Origin of the sequence: Streptomyces sp. AK02-01A (assembly GCF_033795305.1) — a bacterium.
Taxonomy (GTDB): Bacteria; Actinomycetota; Actinomycetes; order Streptomycetales; family Streptomycetaceae; genus Streptomyces.
In genome coordinates this window covers 24789-43674 of sequence record NZ_JARBAE010000039.1, presented here as the reverse complement: position 1 = coordinate 43674, position 18886 = coordinate 24789, and the positions used below count along the sequence as shown (strand labels likewise).

At 69.9% G+C, this 18886-nt stretch carries 20 protein-coding genes; 9 read left to right on the top strand and 11 right to left on the bottom strand.

Going from position 1 to position 18886, the window contains the following annotated elements; translation table 11 throughout:
• Positions 1-11 precede the first annotated feature (11 nt).
• Genes PV679_RS28215 through PV679_RS28190 form a run of 6 tightly spaced genes read left to right on the top strand, consistent with a single transcriptional unit; the run spans position 12 to position 5325 of the window.
• A complete protein-coding gene (locus PV679_RS28215; RefSeq protein WP_319683262.1) occupies positions 12-755 on the top strand; it encodes a FadR/GntR family transcriptional regulator in 744 nt (247 codons plus the stop codon).
• Complete coding sequence (dgoD, locus tag PV679_RS28210) at positions 752-1897, top strand: galactonate dehydratase (protein ID WP_319683261.1); 1146 nt, start codon at positions 752-754, stop codon at positions 1895-1897. Before PV679_RS28215 ends, dgoD begins: the two co-directional genes overlap by 4 nt.
• Positions 1891-2748: a hypothetical protein gene (locus tag PV679_RS28205; protein WP_319683260.1), complete on the top strand. Its 858-nt coding sequence runs from the start codon at positions 1891-1893 to the stop codon at positions 2746-2748. Before dgoD ends, PV679_RS28205 begins: the two co-directional genes overlap by 7 nt.
• A gap of 26 nt (positions 2749-2774) precedes the next feature.
• The gene (locus PV679_RS28200) at positions 2775-3416 is read left to right on the top strand and encodes a bifunctional 4-hydroxy-2-oxoglutarate aldolase/2-dehydro-3-deoxy-phosphogluconate aldolase (protein ID WP_319683259.1); all 642 of its coding nucleotides are present in this window, start codon (positions 2775-2777) and stop codon (positions 3414-3416) included.
• Positions 3413-4330: an SMP-30/gluconolactonase/LRE family protein gene (locus tag PV679_RS28195; protein ID WP_319683258.1), complete on the top strand. Its 918-nt coding sequence runs from the start codon at positions 3413-3415 to the stop codon at positions 4328-4330. Before PV679_RS28200 ends, PV679_RS28195 begins: the two co-directional genes overlap by 4 nt.
• Complete coding sequence (locus tag PV679_RS28190) at positions 4327-5325, top strand: sugar kinase (RefSeq protein ID WP_319683257.1); 999 nt, start codon at positions 4327-4329, stop codon at positions 5323-5325. The genes PV679_RS28195 and PV679_RS28190 overlap by 4 nt, the downstream gene beginning before the upstream one ends.
• Positions 5326-5557: 232 nt before the next feature.
• Here PV679_RS28190 and PV679_RS28185 read toward each other — a convergent pair whose 3' ends face one another.
• The 4 genes from PV679_RS28185 to PV679_RS28170 all read right to left on the bottom strand — a co-directional run bounded on the left by PV679_RS28185 (position 5558) and on the right by PV679_RS28170 (position 7898).
• Positions 5558-6073, bottom strand: coding sequence for a hypothetical protein (locus PV679_RS28185; protein ID WP_319683256.1), 516 nt, complete (start codon positions 6071-6073; stop codon positions 5558-5560).
• Complete coding sequence (locus tag PV679_RS28180) at positions 6070-6810, bottom strand: hypothetical protein (RefSeq protein ID WP_319683255.1); 741 nt, start codon at positions 6808-6810, stop codon at positions 6070-6072. The genes PV679_RS28185 and PV679_RS28180 overlap by 4 nt, the downstream gene beginning before the upstream one ends.
• 186 nt (positions 6811-6996) lie before the next feature.
• Complete coding sequence (locus PV679_RS28175) at positions 6997-7443, bottom strand: hypothetical protein (RefSeq protein WP_416069820.1); 447 nt, start codon at positions 7441-7443, stop codon at positions 6997-6999.
• Positions 7437-7898 carry an ATP-binding protein gene (locus tag PV679_RS28170; protein ID WP_319683254.1) on the bottom strand — a complete coding sequence of 154 codons (462 nt, stop codon included), beginning with the start codon at positions 7896-7898 and terminating at the stop codon, positions 7437-7439. Before PV679_RS28170 ends, PV679_RS28175 begins: the two co-directional genes overlap by 7 nt.
• 211 nt (positions 7899-8109) lie before the next feature.
• Between PV679_RS28170 and PV679_RS28165 the strand changes: the two genes are divergently transcribed.
• The 3 genes from PV679_RS28165 to PV679_RS28155 all read left to right on the top strand — a co-directional run bounded on the left by PV679_RS28165 (position 8110) and on the right by PV679_RS28155 (position 10117).
• Positions 8110-8973, top strand: a complete 864-nt coding sequence (locus PV679_RS28165) for a helix-turn-helix transcriptional regulator (protein ID WP_319683253.1) — start codon at positions 8110-8112, stop codon at positions 8971-8973.
• Entirely contained in the window at positions 8974-9210 is a 237-nt protein-coding gene (locus PV679_RS28160) for a DUF397 domain-containing protein (RefSeq protein ID WP_319683252.1), read from the top strand.
• A 106-nt stretch (positions 9211-9316) separates the two neighbouring features.
• On the top strand, positions 9317-10117 hold the full coding sequence (locus tag PV679_RS28155) for an SAM-dependent methyltransferase (protein WP_319683251.1): 801 nt from the start codon (positions 9317-9319) through the stop codon (positions 10115-10117).
• Positions 10118-10208: 91 nt separating this feature from the next.
• On the opposite strand, the gene PV679_RS28150 is transcribed toward PV679_RS28155, so the two are convergent.
• From PV679_RS28150 to PV679_RS28120, 7 genes are all read right to left on the bottom strand, one after another.
• Positions 10209-11561, bottom strand: a complete 1353-nt coding sequence (locus PV679_RS28150; RefSeq protein ID WP_319683250.1) for a 6-phospho-beta-glucosidase — start codon at positions 11559-11561, stop codon at positions 10209-10211.
• A gap of 78 nt (positions 11562-11639) precedes the next feature.
• Complete coding sequence (gene mmsB, locus PV679_RS28145; protein WP_319683249.1) at positions 11640-12890, bottom strand: multiple monosaccharide ABC transporter permease; 1251 nt, start codon at positions 12888-12890, stop codon at positions 11640-11642.
• 5 nt (positions 12891-12895) lie between these two features.
• On the bottom strand, positions 12896-14437 hold the full coding sequence (gene mmsA, locus PV679_RS28140) for a multiple monosaccharide ABC transporter ATP-binding protein (protein ID WP_319683247.1): 1542 nt from the start codon (positions 14435-14437) through the stop codon (positions 12896-12898).
• Positions 14434-15543: a multiple monosaccharide ABC transporter substrate-binding protein gene (gene chvE / locus PV679_RS28135; RefSeq protein WP_319683246.1), complete on the bottom strand. Its 1110-nt coding sequence runs from the start codon at positions 15541-15543 to the stop codon at positions 14434-14436. The genes mmsA and chvE overlap by 4 nt, the downstream gene beginning before the upstream one ends.
• A gap of 6 nt (positions 15544-15549) precedes the next feature.
• Entirely contained in the window at positions 15550-16527 is a 978-nt protein-coding gene (locus PV679_RS28130; RefSeq protein WP_319683245.1) for a hypothetical protein, read from the bottom strand.
• A 103-nt stretch (positions 16528-16630) separates the two neighbouring features.
• Positions 16631-17644: a zinc-dependent alcohol dehydrogenase gene (locus tag PV679_RS28125; protein WP_319683244.1), complete on the bottom strand. Its 1014-nt coding sequence runs from the start codon at positions 17642-17644 to the stop codon at positions 16631-16633.
• On the bottom strand, positions 17641-18804 hold the full coding sequence (locus PV679_RS28120) for a mandelate racemase/muconate lactonizing enzyme family protein (RefSeq protein WP_319683243.1): 1164 nt from the start codon (positions 18802-18804) through the stop codon (positions 17641-17643). Before PV679_RS28120 ends, PV679_RS28125 begins: the two co-directional genes overlap by 4 nt.
• Positions 18805-18886 lie beyond the last annotated feature (82 nt).

Genomic DNA, 18886 nt, shown 5'->3' with positions numbered 1-18886 from the left:
GGCATAACGACATGACGCCGTACGCGCGCCGCGGAGTGCACGGCCAGACCGTGGAGACTCTCGCGCGCCGGGTGCTCAGCGGGGAGATTCCCGAGGGGGCGACACTCGATCTCGTGGCGTTGCAGGACGAGTTGGACGTCAGTCTGACCGCACTGCGTGAATCGCTGAAGGTACTCGCGGCCAAGGGGATGGTCGACGCACGGCAGAAGCGCGGCACGTTCGTGAGGCCACGCGCCGACTGGAATCTGCTGGACGCGGACGTACTGCGCTGGCAGTTCGCCGGCGGCACCGGCGCGGGGGCCGGCGCCGACATCGGACTGCTGCACAACCTCGGCGAGGTCCGCGGCATCATCGAGCCGGCCGCTGTGCGGCTGGCCGCCGAGCGCCGTACCGACGCCGATCTCGCGGAACTGGAGGCGGCGCTGACCGCGATGGGTGAGGAGGACGGCGGCGCCGCCCACGCGGTCGAGGCCGACCTCGCCTTCCACCGCGCGCTGCTCGCCGCCACCCACAACGAACTGCTGGAACGCATGGAGATGGTCATCGAGTCCGGTCTCGCGCACCGCGACCAGATCGTGCACAGCTCTCCGCACGGCGAGGACCCGGTGCCCAGCCACCGCGCCGTGCTCGACGCCGTCCGGGCGAGAGACCGGGACGCGGCGGAACACGCCATGCGCGTCCTGCTCGACCAGGCGGTACGCGACCTCGACAAGGTCCATGGCACCCCCCACACGAAAGGCTCCGAGGCGAAGTGAAGATCGCTCGCGTCGAAACGTTCCTCGTCCCGCCCCGCTGGCTGTTCTGCCGCATCGAGACCGATGACGGTGTGGTCGGCTGGGGCGAGCCGGTGGTCGAGGGCCGGGCCGAGGTGGTACGGGCCGCGGTCGGCGTCCTCGCCGAATACCTCGTGGGCCAGGACCCGCTGCGGATCCAGGACCACTGGCAGGTCCTGAGCAAGGGCGGCTTCTACCGGGGCGGTCCTGTGCTCTCCAGCGCCGTCGCCGGCATCGACCAGGCGCTGTGGGACATCGCGGGCAAGACCTACGGCGCGCCGGTGCACGGCCTGCTCGGCGGACCGGTACGGGACGAGATCCGCGTATACGCGTGGGTCGGCGGCGATGAACCGGCCCGGCTCACGGAGGAGATCACCGAACAGGTCGAGGCCGGCTTCACCGCCGTCAAGATGAACGCGGCCGGACGCACCTCGCCGATCACCACGCCCGCCGAGACGGCCGCCGTGGTGGACCGGGTCGCCGCGGCGCGGGAGGTCCTCGGGCCGCACCGCGATGTGGCGGTCGACTTCCACGGCCGGTTCAGTCCGGCCTCCGCCCGCCGGGTGCTGAGCGAGATCGGCCCGCTGCATCCGCTGTTCGCGGAGGAACCGCTGCTGCCGGAGCAGGGACATCTGCTGGCCGCGCTGGTGGCCGCCAGCCCCGTACCCATCGCGACGGGTGAACGGCTCTACGGGCGGGCGGAGTTCCTGCCCGCGCTCGCCGCGGGCATCGCCGTCGCCCAGCCCGATCTCTCGCACGCCGGTGGTATCTCGGAGGTCCACCGGATCGCGACCCTCGCCGAGACCTACGGAGTGCAGCTCGCGCCGCACTGTCCGCTCGGGCCGATCGCGCTCGCCGCCAGCCTCCAGCTCGCCTTCAGCACACCGAACTTCCTCATCCAGGAGCAGAGCAGAGGCATCCACTACAACAAGGACGCCGATCTGCTGTCGTATCTCGTCGACACCGAGCCGTTCCGGTTCACCGACGGAAAGGCGCGCAGGACGGATCTGCCGGGACTCGGCATCACCGTCGACGAGCAGGCGGTACGCGCGGCCGACCGCACGGGACACGCGTGGCGCAACCCGGTGTGGCGGCACACGGACGGGTCCTTCGCGGAATGGTGAGCGAACCGGGCGGTGAGGCGGCGGGCGGTGAGGCGGTGGGCGGGAGCCCGTCCGGGCTCCGGATCACCACGGACCCGGCCCACGGCGGACGTTGGACATCGCTGCGCGCGGACGGCGCCGGTGACGGCGCCGTCCGCGAATGGCTGTGGCACCGGGACGAGCCGCGCAGGGCCGGTGTCCGGCCCGGCGACGCCTTCGCCGACGCGGGTGGTCTGGAGGAGTGCGTTCCCACGGTGCGCGGGACACCCGACCACGGTGACGCCTGGGCGCGGCCATGGCGTCAGGACGGCGACGAGCAGTCCGTCGGCTGTCCCGACTTCCGGCTCGTCCGGCGCATACATGACAGCCTGCATGGACGGTTGGCCGTCGACTACCGGCTGACCGCCGAGCCCGGCTACCGCTTCCTGTGGGCCGCGCACGCGCTGCTGGACGTCTCCGAGCGGGGACGCGTGGTCCTGCGGGACGGCGCGGCCGTCCGGCTCTATCCCGACGGCGGATCCCGCTGGACTCCGGGCGTCTGGCCCGAGGTGGACGGCGTACCGCTCGACCGGCTCGGACCGGACGACGGTACGGCCCTCGGCGCGGTGGTCGACACCGCCGAGGTGTCCGTACGGGACGGGGCCGACGGACTGAGTCTCGCGGTCGAGGCCGAGGGCCAGCCCGTCTCCGTCGCCCTGTGGCGCAATCTCGGCGGCTTTCCCGAGGACGCGCCGTATCGCTCCATCGGTGTCGAGCCGATGCTCGGCCGGGTCTTCGACCTGGCCGCGGCCGGTGAGGGAGACGCCGCGTGCGTCCCGGCGTCCGGCGAGGTCCGCTGGCGGCTCGTCCTGACGGCGACGCACCACTCTTGAGTACATACAGGAAAGGAATCCCTCCCGTGGATCTGCTGGCAGCCCTGCGCTCCCACCGTCTTCTGGCCATCGTGCGCGGCGGCGACGCCGACGCGGCGCTGAAGACCGTACTGACGCTGGTCGAGGAAGGCGTCGCGCTGATCGAGGTCTCGCTCAGCGGCCGGGACGCACTCGATGTCATCGCCCGTGCCAGAGCCGCGCTCGGTCCGGACGCGCCGCTCGGCGCGGGAACCGTCCTCGGCGCCGACGACGCGCGCGCCGCGCACCGGGCCGGCGCGGACTTCATCGTCACACCGGCGGTCAGCGACGGCATCACCACCGCGCGGGAGCTGGGGCTTCCGGTCCTCGCCGGTGTGATGACACCGTCGGACATCCTGTCCGCGCGCCGGCTGGGCGCCGAGGCGTTCAAGATCTTCCCGGCGGAGCAGGCGGGCGGTCCCGGCTATCTGCGCGCGCTGCGCGGACCCTTTCCCGAGCTGCCCTTCGTGCCTGTCGGAGGAGTGGACGCGGAGGCCGCGCGGGAGTATCTGGCACGCGGCGCGGTGGCCGTGGGCGTCGGCTCGCCGCTGATCGGAGACGCGGCCGACGGCGGCGGCCTGGACGAACTGCGCACGCGGGCGCGCGAGTTCCTCGGTGTCGTACGCGAGGCGGCGGAGGACGGCCGGTGAACGGCGGAGCGTACACACCTGTCCCGCGCTGGGCCGACCGGCTCGAACTCGGCGAAGGCGTCCGCTGGACCGACGGCCGGATCGTCCTGGTCGACATCCTGGCCGGCCGGCTGCTCTCCGCGCCGGCCGACGTGCTGTCCGCGCCGGCCGGCGACGGAGCTCCGGACCTGTCCCGGCTGGACGTCGTCGCCGAACTCCCGGTGCCGCTGGGCGCGGTGGCGCCGGTGGCCGGCCGTCCCGGCGTCTGGATCGCCGCCGCCGGAACCGGTATCTGCCTGCTCGGCGCGGACGGTACGGCCGAGTGGCTGGCGCGTCCGGAGGACTCGGCGGCCGTGCCGACGCGGATGAACGACGGAACCGCCGATCCGTCCGGCCGGTTCTGGGCGGGCAGCATGGCGTACGACGCGGTCGAGGGCGCGGGGTCTCTGTACCGGACCGATCGCGACGGCACGGTGACCCGGGTGCTGGACGGCCTCACCGTGCCGAACGGCCCGGTCTTCTCCGCCGACGGGACGACGATGTACCTCGCCGACAGCGCTCGCGGAGTCATCCGTACCTACCCGGTCGACCCGGCGACGGGCGAGCTGGGCGGCCCTTCGGTGTTCGCGACGCTCGACGCCGGCAGTCCCGACGGGATGGCCGTCGACGCGGACGGCGGGCTGTGGACGGCCGTCTGGGGCGAGGGCGCGGTCCACCGCTACCGGGCCGACGGCACTCTCGACCGGGTGCTGCCGCTGCCCGCCGCGCAGCCCGCCGGCGTCTGCCTGGGCGGCGACGACGGCCGCACGCTGTACATCACGAGCGCCTTCATCGGTATGTCCCGGCCGGGACCGCTGGACGGCGCGGTCTTCACCGCACGGGTCGAGGTGCCGGGCCTCGCGACGGCGTCGTACCGCCCGGAGCACGGCTCATGAGCGCACCGGCGGGTCCGGTCGTCTGTATCGGCGAGACGATGGCCGCGCTGGCGCCGGACCCGGTCGCTCCGCTCGACGACGCCGAGCTGCTCCGGGTCGACATCGCGGGCGCCGAATCGAACGTAGCGGTGTATCTGGCCGACCACGGAGTGCCCGCGCGCTGGGTGTCCGCGCTCGGCGACGATCCTTTCGGACGGCGGGTACGGGAACGGATCGCGGCCTCCGGCGTCGATGTCTCCGGTGTCCGCACGGACTCCGCGCGCGCGACGGGACTGCTGATCAAGGATCCCGGCGCGGACGGCACTCGTGTCCACTACTACCGGCGCGGCTCCGCCGCCGCCGCGCTCAGCCCGGAGGTGCTGCGCACAGAAGCCGTACGCGGCGCGGGACTTGTCCATCTCACCGGTATCACGCCGGCGCTGTCGTCGAGCTGCCGCGCCCTGGTGGAGGAGGCGCTGTCGCCCGGCCGGCCGTACTCCGTCAGCTTCGATGTGAACCACCGCCCGGCGCTCTGGCCGTCCGGGCCGGCGGATGAACCGGCGGCGGAGGTACTGCTCTCGCTCGCCAACCGCGCGGACATCGTCTTCGTCGGCCTCGACGAGGCACAGGAGCTGTGGGGCGGAGCCGTCACCGACGCGGCATCGGTCCGCCGACTCCTGCCGGGACCCGGCACATTGGTGGTCAAGGACGGCTCGCGCGCGTCGACCGCGTTTGTCGGGCCGGTGCCGTACACCGTCCCGGCCCTGACGGTCCGGGTGGTCGAACCGGTCGGCGCGGGAGACGCCTTCGCCGCGGGCTTCCTGGCGGGCCTGCGCGAGTCCGGCGATCCGGTGCGCGCTCTGCGGCTCGGTCATCTGACGGCGGCGTCGGCGCTGGGTGTCACGGCGGACCACGGTCCGCTGCCGCCGCGGGACCGGATGAGGGAGCTGCTGGCGGCGGACGAGAAGACCTGGTCGGCCGCGACGCTGGAGGAGCCGGCGTCCGCGCGCGGCTGATCCGGCAAGCGGTACGGCCGCTTACCGGATCGGCCGGTCAGGAGCGCGCGCGAGCACCGTCGCGGTTACTGGAAGTCGCAGCCCGGGTGGGGAGCGTCCTCTCGATCAACCGCCCGTTCCGGTACGTCCGTTGCGTCGTTACGCGCTCGGCGCCGGGATCGGGCGGCCCCGCTCACCGAAGCGCCGCCGTGTTTCCCGTGAGCGGTCGGCTCAGCACCTCGCGGGCGCCTTCTCATCCGCTGAGTTCCTTCGGCGGTGTGGCGCCCAGGAGGGTGAGCAGACCGGCGAGGAGCTGGTCGAGTTCCTCGCCGACCGCGGTGATGGCCGGGGTGCCGTAGCTGTCGAAGAGTGAGCTGGGCCGGTCCACCACGAACCGGGTGTCGCCGTGCACATCGGCGTAGAGGGCCGTGCGCAGCGGCGCGTGCAGCATCGTGGCGGGATCATGACGGAACATGCGCTCGGCGATGGTGTGGTTGCCCATCAGATACGCGGTGCACTTCCAGCCCGAACCCGATCCGGCCATGTCGGACGTGACATCGGTGCGCCAGTAGATCATGAAACCGTGCGGCGCGTTGATCTCCGCGAGGTCCAGCGCGGCCTGCCAGGAGGCGAGTTGGCCGAACCGTGCCGTGTCGGCGGCGGGGACGAGTTCCTCGTAACGTTTGACGGCCCGTTCGTAGGGCGCCGGCAGCGCCACATCGAGCCGGTGTGTCGGGTGTTCGGTGGTGTGGTTCACGGAAGTGGTCATGATGAGCCGCCTCGGCCGACCGTGATGGCGTCGATGTCGATGGTTATCGAGGGAAGACTGAGATTGGACGTCCCGTCCTGATTGCGCCGGAAGACGCGGCGCCAGGTGGGGAAGACCAGGCCGTCGAACTTCTTCGGACGGCCGGAGTAGTGCGCGACGAGCGTGCCGCCGAGGATCTCGGTGACATAGTCCATGCGCCGCTGCATGAACTCGCTGTCGTAGTAGAAGACCTGCTCGGGACTGTGGGTCGCGATGGTGTCCGGGAATCGGACGCGCAGACGCCGCCACTCCTGTCCGGCCTCGCGCCACGGCTCGATCTCGTGAGCCTCGACACCGGGCCAGGTGAACAGGAACGGCGAGGTGAGGTAGTTCCAGAACGCGTAGCCGATGAAGTAACCGAGATGAAGGCGGTCCCATCGGGTGGCGCGCAGATAGCCGGCGAAGGCGTCCCTGGCGTCGGACAGTTCCTCGACGATGTGGCCGTCGACGGTCAGGACGGTGACGCGTTCCGGTCCGGTGCTGAAGACCGAGCGCAGTTCCGGCGCGGTGAACGGCGCGAATTCGGTGCGCTCGCGCCGGGTGTCGAGAGTGACCGTCTCGTCGGTGAGCGCGCCGTCCCAGCCCTTGACGGCCCAGATGGGTCCGCCGATGGAGACCCGCGCGGTGATGGTGTCCGTGTCCGCCCAGCGGTCCAGTCCGCCGTGGGCGTCGAGTACATGCGAGAGCAGACCGTCCATGGCGCGGATGTCCTTCGCTGTGCCGCCGGTCCGGGCGTCGACAGGAACGTCCCGTTCAGCGGAGGCATCCCGCGCGCTCCGGGGCGTTCGGGCTTCCCGGCTGGTCCTGCCAACAGGAACACATCCAGAAAAACGTAACGCGTTTGCCCGCCGTCCGCCTGTTCGCGATCGGCCGGCCGGTGCCGATCAGCCGTGCTGCCGCGCCGGCACCGTGCCCGGCGCGTCATGCGGTGACCAGGCCGGAGCCGTGCCGGCGAGCTGGCAGACCATGAGATAGAAGGGGATCGGCGGAGTGTACGGCGTCGGGGCGTCGGGCCAGTGGATCAGTCGCGGGCGTACGGCGGGCACGCTCGTACCGGAGATGTAGCGGGCCGGTGCCGGCCAGGTCAGATCGAGGTCGGAGCCCGCCGGGACGATCCACCACCACCAGTCGGTGTCGGCGAAGACACAGCCGGTCCTGGGCAGTCGCGCCATGAGCCGGAAGCCGTGCCGGGCCGGCACACCCACCGCGTCACAGCCCAGCGAGGCGGGCAGGGTCGGCGGCAGCGGAAGCTGGATCCGGCGGCCTGGATATCCGGCGCCGTACTCGGTCCGCAGGCCGCGGGTGAGCCGGTGCAGCGCGGTCCTCAACACGGCTGCCCCTTTCCGTACGGCAGCTCGGCCCAGACGACCCGCCCGGGACTGTACTCCGAGGTGTCGTGCGCTCCCCAGCCGCTGCACAGGGAGTCGATGAGGAGCAGGCCCCGGCCGCCCTCTCCGTCGGAGACCCGGTGGAGCTGCGGCCCGGTCGGCCCGTATCCCTGGTCCTCCACCGCGATCCGCAGGTGGCCCAGACCTTCCCGTATCTCGCAGATCACATGCTGGCCCGCCGCGTGCACGATGGCGTTGGTCACGAGTTCCGACACGACCAGCATCGCGGTCTCACAGGTGTCCTCGGCCACGCCCCACTGGACGAGCCGGTCCCGGGTGAGCGTTCTGGCGCGCCCGACCGACTCCGCGCGTGCCGGGAGCTCGAACCCATAGCGTCGGACAACGTTGCCAGAGCACAGGGCGGTGAGCTGTGAAGTGAGCGCGTTACCAGGTGCCACGACCGGATCCTAACGGTGGGGGGAGCAGCGGCGATGCGCGATACCTCTCCCTGGGGCACGGCGCTGGAACCGCAGGTACTGGTTCACCGCTCCACTCTCCACCCGTCCAGGGACACTTGGCAAGTAGCACTCTGAAAAATTCAGAGTGCCGTGTTCTTCGTCGTGGAGGCATGGCAGACTGCTGGCAACCGTGCATGGGGAGGTCTCAAAAGTGAGCGAACCGCGGTCAGCCCCGACCGTGGGTCAGGTCGTACTCGGCAGACGTTTGCAGGATCTGCGCGAGCGTGTCGGCCTGAAACGCGAAGAGGCCGCCAAGCTGCTCCGGGTGGCGCCGGCCACGATCCGCCGGATGGAGACGGCCGAGGTCACTCTCAAGATCCCGTATGTGCAGATACTGCTCAGGGCCTACGGAATCCCGGAGGTGGAGGCCGAGGCCTTCGTCGAACTCACCGAGGAGGCCAACAAGCCCGGCTGGTGGCAGCGCTTCCACGACATCCTGCCGGACTGGTTCAGCATGTACGTCAGCCTGGAGGGCGCCGCCGCCCTGGTGAGGGCGTACGAACCGCACTTCGTGCCGGGACTCCTCCAGACCGAGGAGTACGCCCGCTCGGTGATGCACGCCGGGGCCGTGGGACAGGCCAGGCCCGAGGAGATCGAACGCCATGTGGCGCTGCGTATGGAGCGCCAGTCCCTGCTCACCCGTCCGGACGCGCCCAGATTCTGGGTGATCATGGACGAGACCGTGCTGCGCCGCCCTGTGGGCAACAGCCCGGACGTCATGCGGGCGCAGATCGACCGGCTGCTCGAAGCCGCGGCGATGCCCAATGTGACACTGCAGATCGCGGAATTCGCGAGCGGACATCATCCCGGTACGTACGGGCCGTTCGTGATCTTCCGTTTCGCCGTACCGGAACTGCCGGACATGATCTACAGCGAGTACCTGACGGGTGCCGTCTATCTCGACGCGCGTTCCGAGGTGGCCACTCATCTGGAGGTCATGGACCGGATGGCGGCTCAGGCCGCAACTGCACAACGCACGAAGGAGATCCTCAGGGATGTCCGCAAGGAGCTGTGAATGGATCCCATATACAACGGCATGCCCGCCACCGACCTCGGCGCCGAAGGCTGGCACAAGCCGTGGAGTGGTGGCAACGGCGGGAACTGTGTCGAGGCCATGAAGCTGGCCGACGGCAGAGTCGCCGTGCGCCAGTCCACCGACCCTGAAGGCCCCGCACTCATCTACACGACCGGCGAGATCGCCGCCTTCATCCAGGGCGCCAAGGCGGGCCAGGCGGACTTCCTCCTCACCTGATCCGGAGTCGGCTCGGATCCGCACAAGCTGGGCAACGCACGGTTCCACAGACCTCATCCGTTCCACAGAACCTGCTCACACCGATCCTGAGACTCACGGAGCGCACATGACCGGGCAAGACTTCATCGACACCAGCAAGCCGCATCCGGCGCGGGTGTACGACTGGTTACTCGGAGGCAAGGACAACTATCCGGTGGACGAGGAGATGGCGCAGCAGCTCCTCGCCATCGATTCCAGGGGTCCGGACATGGCCCGGGTCAACCGGGCCTTCATGCACCGCGCCACCCGCTGGCTCGGCAGCGCCGCCGGGATACGCCAGTTCCTGGACATCGGCACGGGCATCCCGACGGAGCCCAATCTCCATCAGATCGCTCAGGAGGTCGCTCCGGAGTCCCGGATCGTCTACACCGACAACGATCCGATCGTGCTCCGTCATGCCGAGGCGCTGCTGCGCAGCACCCCGGAGGGCGTCACGGAGTACGTCCAGGCCGATGTGCGGGAGCCGGAGAGCATCATCGAGGAGGCCGGGAAGATCCTGGACCTCGGCAAGCCGGTGGCGCTCTCCCTGGTCGCGCTGCTGCACTTCATCTCGGACGAGGACGGCGCGTACGAGCTGGTGCGCCGGCTGCTCGATCCGCTGCCCTCCGGCAGCTATCTGGTGCTCTCCCATGTCACGGGCGACTTCGACCGGGGCAGCGCGGACAAGGCCCGCGAGCTCTACAAGCAGCGAGGGCTCACTCTGGCCCCGCGTTCGCGCGAGGAGTTCGCCAAGTTCTTCAAGGGACTCGAACTGGTCGAGCCCGGTGTCTCGCTGGCCGCCGACTGGCGTCCCGAGCTGGGCGAGGTCGTGCCGGTCCCGGGCGACGAGCCAGTCCCCGGATACGCGGGAGTGGCGCGCAAGCTCTGACGACTCCGCTGACGCACCATCGCGCGGCGTCGCAGCACTTTCAGGTGTGCTGCGGCGCCGCGCGCGTGTCATCGGGCCGCCGTCCGTCGTGTCACCGCCGGAGGTAGGCCAGCCCGGGATGCACCTCCGTATAGCCGTCGAGCAGCCGCCGGGCCACGGACACCGAGTCGACCAGCGGATGCAGCGCGAACGCTTTCACCGCGCTCGCCCGCGAGCCGCTCTCCGCCGCCGCGAGCACCTCGCGCTCGACCGCCTTGACGGCGGTGACAAGACCGACCGCGTGAGACGGCAGCGGATCCACCGTCACCGGATGAGCGCCGTTCGCGTCCACCAGACAGGGCACCTCGACGACCGCGTCCGCGTCCAGCACGGAGAGCGTGGTGCGATTGCGGACATTCAGGATGAGCGTCGCGTGCTCGTCGCGTGCGACGGCCCGCATCAGCGCGAGGGCGACCTTCTCGTAGCCGCCGGACTCCAGATCCTCCGCGTCCCGTTCTCCCACCCCGGCGGCGTCACGGTTCGCCGCCATATAGGTGGCCTCGCGTTCGGCGAGCGTACGGTGCCAGGCGTCGAGCGCCGATCCCGCCGCGCCGTCCGTACCGCTCAGCTCGGCGTAGAAACCGGCCTGCTGGTCACGGAGATACGCGCCCCGCGTCCGCTCGGCGTCCGTGTACGCCCGGACCGTCTCGCGGTTGAAGTAGTAGTAGTGCAGGTACTCGTTGGGGATCGCACCGAGCGAGCGCAGCCAGTCCGCGCCGAAGAGCCTGCCCTCCTCGATGGAGCCCAGCATCCCGGGGTCGGCCAGCAGCCTGGGCAGCTCGTCACGCCCGCCGACCCACAGGCCCCGCAGCCAGCCGAGGTGATTGAGCCCGACGTAGTCGAACCACGCCTTCGCCGGGTCCACGCCCAGCGCCCGCGCCACACGGCGGCCGAGACCGACCGGCGAGTCGCAGATCCCGATGACCCGGTCGCCCAGGATCCGCGACATGGCTTCGGTGACCAGCCCGGCCGGATTGGTGAAGTTGATGACCCAGGCGTCCGGAGCCAGCGCCGCCACCCGTCGTGCGATGTCGAGCGCGACCGGGACCGTACGCAGTCCGTACGCGATCCCGCCCGCGCCGACCGTCTCCTGGCCGAGCACGCCCTGCACCAGCGCCACCCGCTCGTCGGCCGCGCGTCCTTCGAGGCCGCCCACCCTGATCGCGGAGAAGACGAAGTCCGCGCCGCGCAGCGCCTCGTCGAGGTCGGTGGTGACCCTGACCTCCGGCGCGTCCGCCACGCCCGACGACTGCTCGGCCAGCACCCGCGCGACAGCGGTGAGCCGGCCGGCGTCCACGTCGTACAGCGTGACCCTGGTGACCCGGCCCTCGGCCCGGTCGCGGAGCAGCGCCCCGTACACCAGCGGCACCCGGAAGCCACCACCGCCCAGAATCGTCAGCCTCATGCTCCAACCGCCCTCTCTCGGTGCCTCAGCACGCCTCATCATCCCTGAGGCGCCGGTGAGCGCGGTGCGCCGAGGCCGTCAGGCACCCACCCGGCGTTTGTTCCAGACGTCGAAGCCCACCGCGGCCAGCAGCACCAGACCCTTGATGACCTGCTGGTAGTCCGTGCCGACGCCCACCAGCGACATACCGTTGTTGAGCACGCCGAGGACCAGTCCGCCGATGATCGCGCCGAACACCGTGCCCACGCCACCGCTCATCGACGCGCCACCGATGAACGCGGCCGCGATGGCCTCCAGTTCGAAGTTCACGCCCGCCTGTGGAACACCCGCGTTGAGCCGGGCCGCGTAGACGATGCCGGCCAGCGCGGCGAGCACTCCCATATTGACGAAGACCAGGAAGGTGACACGCCGGTCCTTGACTCCGGAGAGCTTCGCCGCCGCCTGGTTGCCGCCCAGCGCGTACACATGACGGCCGACGACGGCGTTGCGCATGACATAGCCGAAGCCGATGAGCAACGCGGCGAGCAGCAGCAGGACGACCGGCACACCTCGGTAGCTGGCCAGAGTCATCGTGAAGGCGAGCACGGCGGCGGCCAGCGCCACGCACTTGACCAGGAACAGATTGCGGGGCAGCACCTCCAGGTCGTACGCACGCTGCCGTCGGCGGTCCCTGACCTCCTGGAGCAGCGCGAAGGCCAGCAGCGCGACACCCAGCAGCAGGGTCAGATTGTGGTAGTTGGTGGCCGGCCCGATCTCGGGAAGATAGCCGGTGGAGATCTTCTGGAATCCTTCCGGGAACGGCCCGAGCGAGCGTGATCCCAGGAAGATCTGCGTACCGCCGCGGAAGAGCAGCATCCCGGCGAGAGTGACGATGAACGACGGGATGCCGACGTACGCGATCCAGAAACCCTGCCAGGCGCCGGCGACCGCGCCGATGAGCAGCCCCAGGATCGTGGCGAGCACCCACGGGACCTTGTGCTCGACCATCATCACCGCGCAGGCGGCGGAGACGAACGCGGCCAGCGAGCCGACCGACAGATCGATGTGGCCCGCGATGATGACGATCATCATGCCGATGGCGAGCACCAGGATGTAGCTGTTCTGGAGCACCAGATTGGTGACGTTGTTCGGCTTGAGCAGCACACCGCCGGTCCATATCTGGAACAGCACGACGATCAGACCGAGAGCGACGAGCATGCCGTACTGCCGCATATTGCGGCGCGCGGCCTCCAGCAGCAGCGCCCCCGTGGCGCCGCGCCCGGACGCGGCGGACGGCGGGCCGCCTTTCGGCGCGCCGTCCCTCGGTGTGTCGGTGGTGACCGGACCCATGTCGACTACCTCGTGTTCTTGGTCATATGGCGCATCAGGACTTCCTGGGTCGCTTCCGCCCTCGGGATCTCACCGGTGAGCCGGCCGGCCGCCATCGTGTAGACGCGGTCGCACATACCGAGCAGCTCGGGAAGTTCGGAGGAGATGAAGACGACCGCCTTGCCCTGTGCGGCGAGCTGGTCGATGACGGTGTAGATCTCGTACTTGGCGCCGACGTCGATGCCCCGGGTGGGCTCGTCGAGGATCAGCACATCGGGACCAGCGAAGATCCATTTGCTGAGGACGACCTTCTGCTGATTGCCGCCGGAGAGCCGGCCGACCTGTTCGAAGACGGTCGGCGTTTTGATGTTCATGCTCGCGCGGTACGACTCGGCGACCCGGCTCTCCTCGTGCTCGTCGACCACACCGTGCCTGGCCACCTTGGACAGGGCGCTCATCGTGATGTTCCTGGCGATGGTGTCGATGAGGTTGAGCCCGTACTGCTTGCGGTCCTCGGTGACATACGCGATGCCGTGCGCGACCGCCTCGGGCACCGTGCGGGTACGGATCTCCCGGCCGTCCTTGAGGACCGTCCCGGTGATGTTGCGGCCGTACGAGCGTCCGAAGACGCTCATCGCCAGCTCGGTGCGGCCCGCGCCCATCAGTCCCGCGATGCCGACGATCTCGCCTCTGCGGACCGAGACCGAGACGCCGTCGACGACCTTGCGCTGCTGATCGATGGGATGGTGCACGGTCCAGTCGCGCACTTCGAGCGCCGGCCGCGCCCCGGGATCGCCTTCGTAGGGCGTGCGTTCCGGGAAGCGGTGGTCGAGGTCGCGTCCCACCATGCCCCGGATGATCCGGTCCTCGGTGGTCGACTCGGCCTTCACATCGAGGGTCTCGATGGTCCGGCCGTCCCGGAGGATCGTGACGGAGTCGGCCACCTCGGCGATCTCGTTCAGCTTGTGCGAGATGATGATCGAGGCAATGCCCTGAGCCTTCAACTCAAGAATGAGCTGGAGCAGTTGAGCGCTGTCGCCGTCGTTGAGCGCCGCTGTCGGCTCGTCCAGGATCAGCAGCTTCACCTTCTTGGCGAGCGCCTTGGCGATCTCCACGAGCTGCTGTTTGCCGACTCCGATGTCCGCGACCCGCGTCCCCGGATGCTCCCGCAGACCCACCCGCTTGAGCAGCGAGGCGGCATGTCTGAGCGTCTCGTTCCAGCTGATGATGCCTCTGGTGGCGTGCTCGTTGCCGAGGAAGATGTTCTCGGCGATCGACAGATACGGGATGAGCGCCAGCTCCTGATGGATGATGACGATGCCCTGGGCCTCGCTGGCCCTGATGTCGCGGAAGGCGCAGGGAGAGCCCTCGAAGAGGATCTCTCCCTCGTAACTCCCGTGCGGATGAACGCCGCTGAGCACCTTCATCAGCGTGGACTTGCCCGCGCCGTTCTCGCCGCACACCGCGTGCACCTCGCCCGGAGCGACGGTCAGACTGACATCGGAGAGCGCTCTGACCCCCGGGAAGGTCTTCACGATGGAGCGCATCTCCAGGACAGGAGGCGTCACTTCAGGTCACTCGCCTTGATGTAGCCGGAGTCCACCAGCACCGACTGGTAGTTGGACTTGTCGACGCTGACCGGGTCGAGCAGATAGGCCGGGACGACCTTCACCTCGTTGTTGTAGGTCTTGTCGTCATTGACCTCGGGCTTCTTGTCGTTGAGCACGGCGTCCGCCATCTGCACGGCCTGCTTGGCCAGCGCCCGGGTGTCCTTGTAGACGGTCTGCGTCTGCTGGCCCGCGACGATCGACTTCACCGAGGCGACCTCGGCGTCCTGCCCGGTGACCAGCGGATACGGCTTGGCGGACGTGCCGTAACCGTCGGACTTGAGCGCCGACAGAATGCCGATGGAGATGCCGTCGTACGGCGAGAGGACCGCGTCCACCTGCTGTGAGCCGTACGCCTTGGTGAGCAGGTCGTCCATCCGCTTCTGCGCGGTGCCGCCGTCCCAGCGCAGGGTGGTGATCTGGTCCAGCCCGGTCTGGCCGCTCCTGACGACGAGCTGCTTCTTGTCGATGTACGGCTTGAGGGTCTTCCACGCGCCGTCGAAGAAGTAGCGGGTGTTGTTGTCGTCCGGCGAGCCCGCGAACAGCTCGATGTTGAACGGGCCCTTCTTGGCGCCGTCCTTCAGACCGAGCTTGTCGAGGAGATAGGTGGCCTGGAGGACACCGACCTTCTCGTTGTCGAAGGACGCGTAATAGCCGACGTTCTTGGTGCCGAGGATCAGCCGGTCGTAGGAGATCACCTCGATGTTCTGGTCGGCGGCCTGCTGGAGCACATCGCTGAGCGCCCGGCCGTCGATGGCCGCGATCACCAGTACGTCGACTCCCTTGGTGATCATGTTCTCTACCTGCGAGACCTGCTGGGCGACATCGTCCTCGCCGTACTGGAGGTCGGTCTTGTAACCGAGCTCCTTGAACTGGGCGACCATGTTGTTGCCGTCGGCGATCCAGCGCTCCGACGACTTGGTCGGCATCGCGATACCGATGGTGGCGCCCTCGCCGCCCTTCTTCTTCTCCTCCTTGCTGCCGCCCTCGCCGCTCTGCCCGCAGGCGGCGAGGGAAAGGACCAGGGAGACGGCGGTGACGGTGAGTGCGGCTCGGCGGGTACGCATGGGGCATCAGTCCTTGTCGTGGGTGAGCGGAAAGCGGCTGAGCGGGCCCGGCAGCCGTGACCCGAGCGGCGACATCCCGCCGTCGGCCCCGTGCCGGATGAGCAGATCGAGCACGAGCCGCCCGCGCCGCACCCGTTCGCGGGCGCTGCTGAGGGCGGTCTCGCGGAGCTGGGCGCCGTACGGATAGATACCGGGCGACTTCGACAGGCCGAACTTCAGATAGAGCGGTGCGCCACGCCGGATCAGCTCCGCCGTCTCGTACATCCGCACATAGCCTCCGAGGTCGTCGGGCGCCTCGATATAGAGGTCCATGGGCGCGCGGCTGGTCCGGCGGATCTCGGTGAGATGGGCGAGCGTGAGATCCGACGGGATGTTGATGGAGTCGGCCCCGAGGTGCTCGAACACCGCGTACGACGCCGGATTGACGGGGCCGACCAGCGCCGAGACCTTGAGCGTGGTGTCGGCGGGCAGGACACCCTGGGCGCGCAGCCGGTGCAGGGACCACAGGACACCCTCGTCGGCGACGAGCAGACACGTCACGCCGAGCTCCGTCGCGCGCAGCGCGTCCTCCACACACCCGGCCACGGCGTCATGGCCGCGGGCGCGCAGTCCCGCGCCGCCCGAGTCGCTGCGGGTCGAACCGCCGGTGTCCCAGGTCCCGCGCGGCCCTGTGAACAGGCACAACTCGATGGAACGAGCCGCGCAGGCGTCGACCATCTCGGTGATGTCGGCGTCGGAGAGCATCCAGACGCCACTGCCCTGGCTGACGCGGTGGACCGGCAGATCCAGCCGCGCGGACTCCTTCAGTACCTCGGCGAGAGACTCGGGTCCTTCGACGGAGGGGATCTCGGTGCGCCAGCGGCCGCCGTCGGGAAAGGTGTGGAGGGAGGCGTCCGCGGGGTTGTCGTCGGGCGCGGCCAGGCCGAGCGCGGCGAGCGCCTGCTCGCCGGGGCGGCGGGGGCCGGGGGCTGATGCGTCGGTCACGGACAAGTCCTTTGGTTCGGTCCTGCGGGTCTGACGTGTTCGGTATGCCGAACGAAGTTCGGAAGACGAGGCGCGCCTCGGTGCGTCCTGGCGCGCGGCCGGGTCACGGACGCAGCAGCACCTTTCCGGTGCCGGGATCACCTCCGCCGACCAGCGCCACGGCCTCCGCGTACCGCTCCAGCGGGAATTCATGGGTGACCAGCGGCCCCGGGTCCAGCAGCCCGGCGTTGAACGCCCGTACGGCATGGGCCCAGGCGGCGGAGGAGGCGCCGAAGACGCTCCGTACCGTGAGCTGGTTCAGCGACAGATGCACCGGGTCGATACCGGTCGCGCCCGGCGCGAACAGCCCGGTCAGCACCACCCGGCCACCGCGCCGCGCCAGCAGACACGAGGAGGCGGCCGTGGCCGGCGCGCCGGCGGTCTCGACGACCAGGTCGTACCGTCCGCGCAGCTCCTCCGTCCGGTCCGGAGTCCGGGCGCCGGTCGCTCCGAACAGCCGCGCGAGCCTGGTCCGTTCGGTACGCGGGTCGATCACCGTCAGCTCACCGGGGGAGTGGGCGGCGAGGAGCTGTACGGCGAGCAGCCCCAGCGTCCCCGCTCCGACCACCGCGATCCGCTCGCCCGGCTCCGGACGGCAGGGCCGCACGGCCGCGGCCACCACCGCGGCGGGCTCCAGCAGCGCGGCGGCCCGCAGATCCGCGTCGTCGGCGAGCGGATGCAACAGCGCGGCGGGCACGACGACATGGTCGGCGAAGGCACCGGGCCGGGTGAAGCCCGTCTCGTCGTAACCGGCGGTGCACAGCGAGGTCTCACCGGCCCGGCACCGCGCGCAGCTTCCGCAGGCGCGGAATCCCTCGGCGACGGTCCGGCGGCCGGTGAGCGCCGGATCGACGCCCGCGCCCACCGCCTCGACCGTCCCCGACCACTCATGGCCCGGCGTCACCGGATAGCGCACATAGGCCGCGTCGCGGCGGCCGTCGTACACCTCGCGGTCGCTCATACAGATACCGGCCGCCGCGACCCGTACCAGTACCTCGCCGGGGCCCGGCACCGGTTCGGCGCCGCTCACCAGCCGGTGGACGCCCGGCCGGTCCAGGACGATCGCCCGGCTGCTCATCTCGGCGCCTTGGGAGCGCGCTTCTCCCAGCCCTCGGCCCACAGGTCGAACCGGGCCTGCTGCTGCGGGAATTCGGCCGCCGCCTCCGCGTCGAACTCGACGCCGAGACCCGGCGCGTGCGACACCTCGAAGCAGCCCGTGGCGGGATCGACCCGCGGAGCGCCTCGGACGACCTTCTTGATCTCCGCGTCCGCGAAGTCGTTGAAGTGCTCCAGGATTTTGAAGTTCGGCGTGCAGGCGGCGAGTTGGAGGCTGGCCGCGGTCAGCACCGATCCGCCGACATTGTGCGGCGCGATCAGTGTGTAGTGCGTCTCGGCGGTCGCGGCCAGCTTCCGGGCCTCCAGGATGCCGCCGATGTGGCCGACGTCCGGCTGGATGATGTCGGCGGCGCCGGACTCGAAGAGCTCGCGGAACTCGATGCGGTCATGGATGCGCTCGCCGGTCGCGATCGGCAGCTCGACCTTGTCGGCCACCTTGCGCAGCGCCTTGAGATTCTCCGGTGGCACCGGCTCCTCCAGCCAGGCCGGGGCGTACGGCGCCAGCTCGCGCGCCAGCCGGACCGCTGTCGCCGGGCTGAACCGTCCGTGCATCTCCAGCATGAGTTCGGTGTCGGGCCCGATCGCGTCCCGTACGGCCTCGATCAGCGCCACCGCGTCGTTCGACGCCGCCCGGTCCAGCTCGAAGTGTCCGGTGCCGAACGGGTCGATCTTCAGGGCCCGGTAGCCGCGCTCCACCACCGCCTCGGCCGCCTTGTGGTAGGCGTCCGGAGTGCGCTCGGTGGTGTACCAGCCGTTGGCGTACGCCTTCACCCGGTCGGTGACCTTGCCGCCGAGCAACTGCCACACCGGCACACCGAGCGCCTTGCCCTTGATGTCCCAGCAGGCCATCTCGACGACCGCGATGCCCGACATCACGATCTCGCCGGCCCGGCCGAAGTCGCCGTACTTCATGCGGCGTACGAGGTCCTCGACCGCGAACGGATCGGACCCGGCGATGTGATTGGCCTCGGCCTCGTGGAGGTAGCCGAGCAGCGCGTCGGTCCTGCCGAGCATCCGGGTCTCACCGACACCGGTGAGACCTTCGTCGGTGTGGACGAGCACATAGGTGAGGTTGCGCCAGGGCGTGCCGACGACATGCGTGGTGATTCCGGTAATGCGCAAGGCAGTTGTCCTCAGGGTGTGTTCGGTATTTCGTCACACGTTCGAAATGGTGGCGTGACCGTATTCAGGCAGTCCGGGGGGT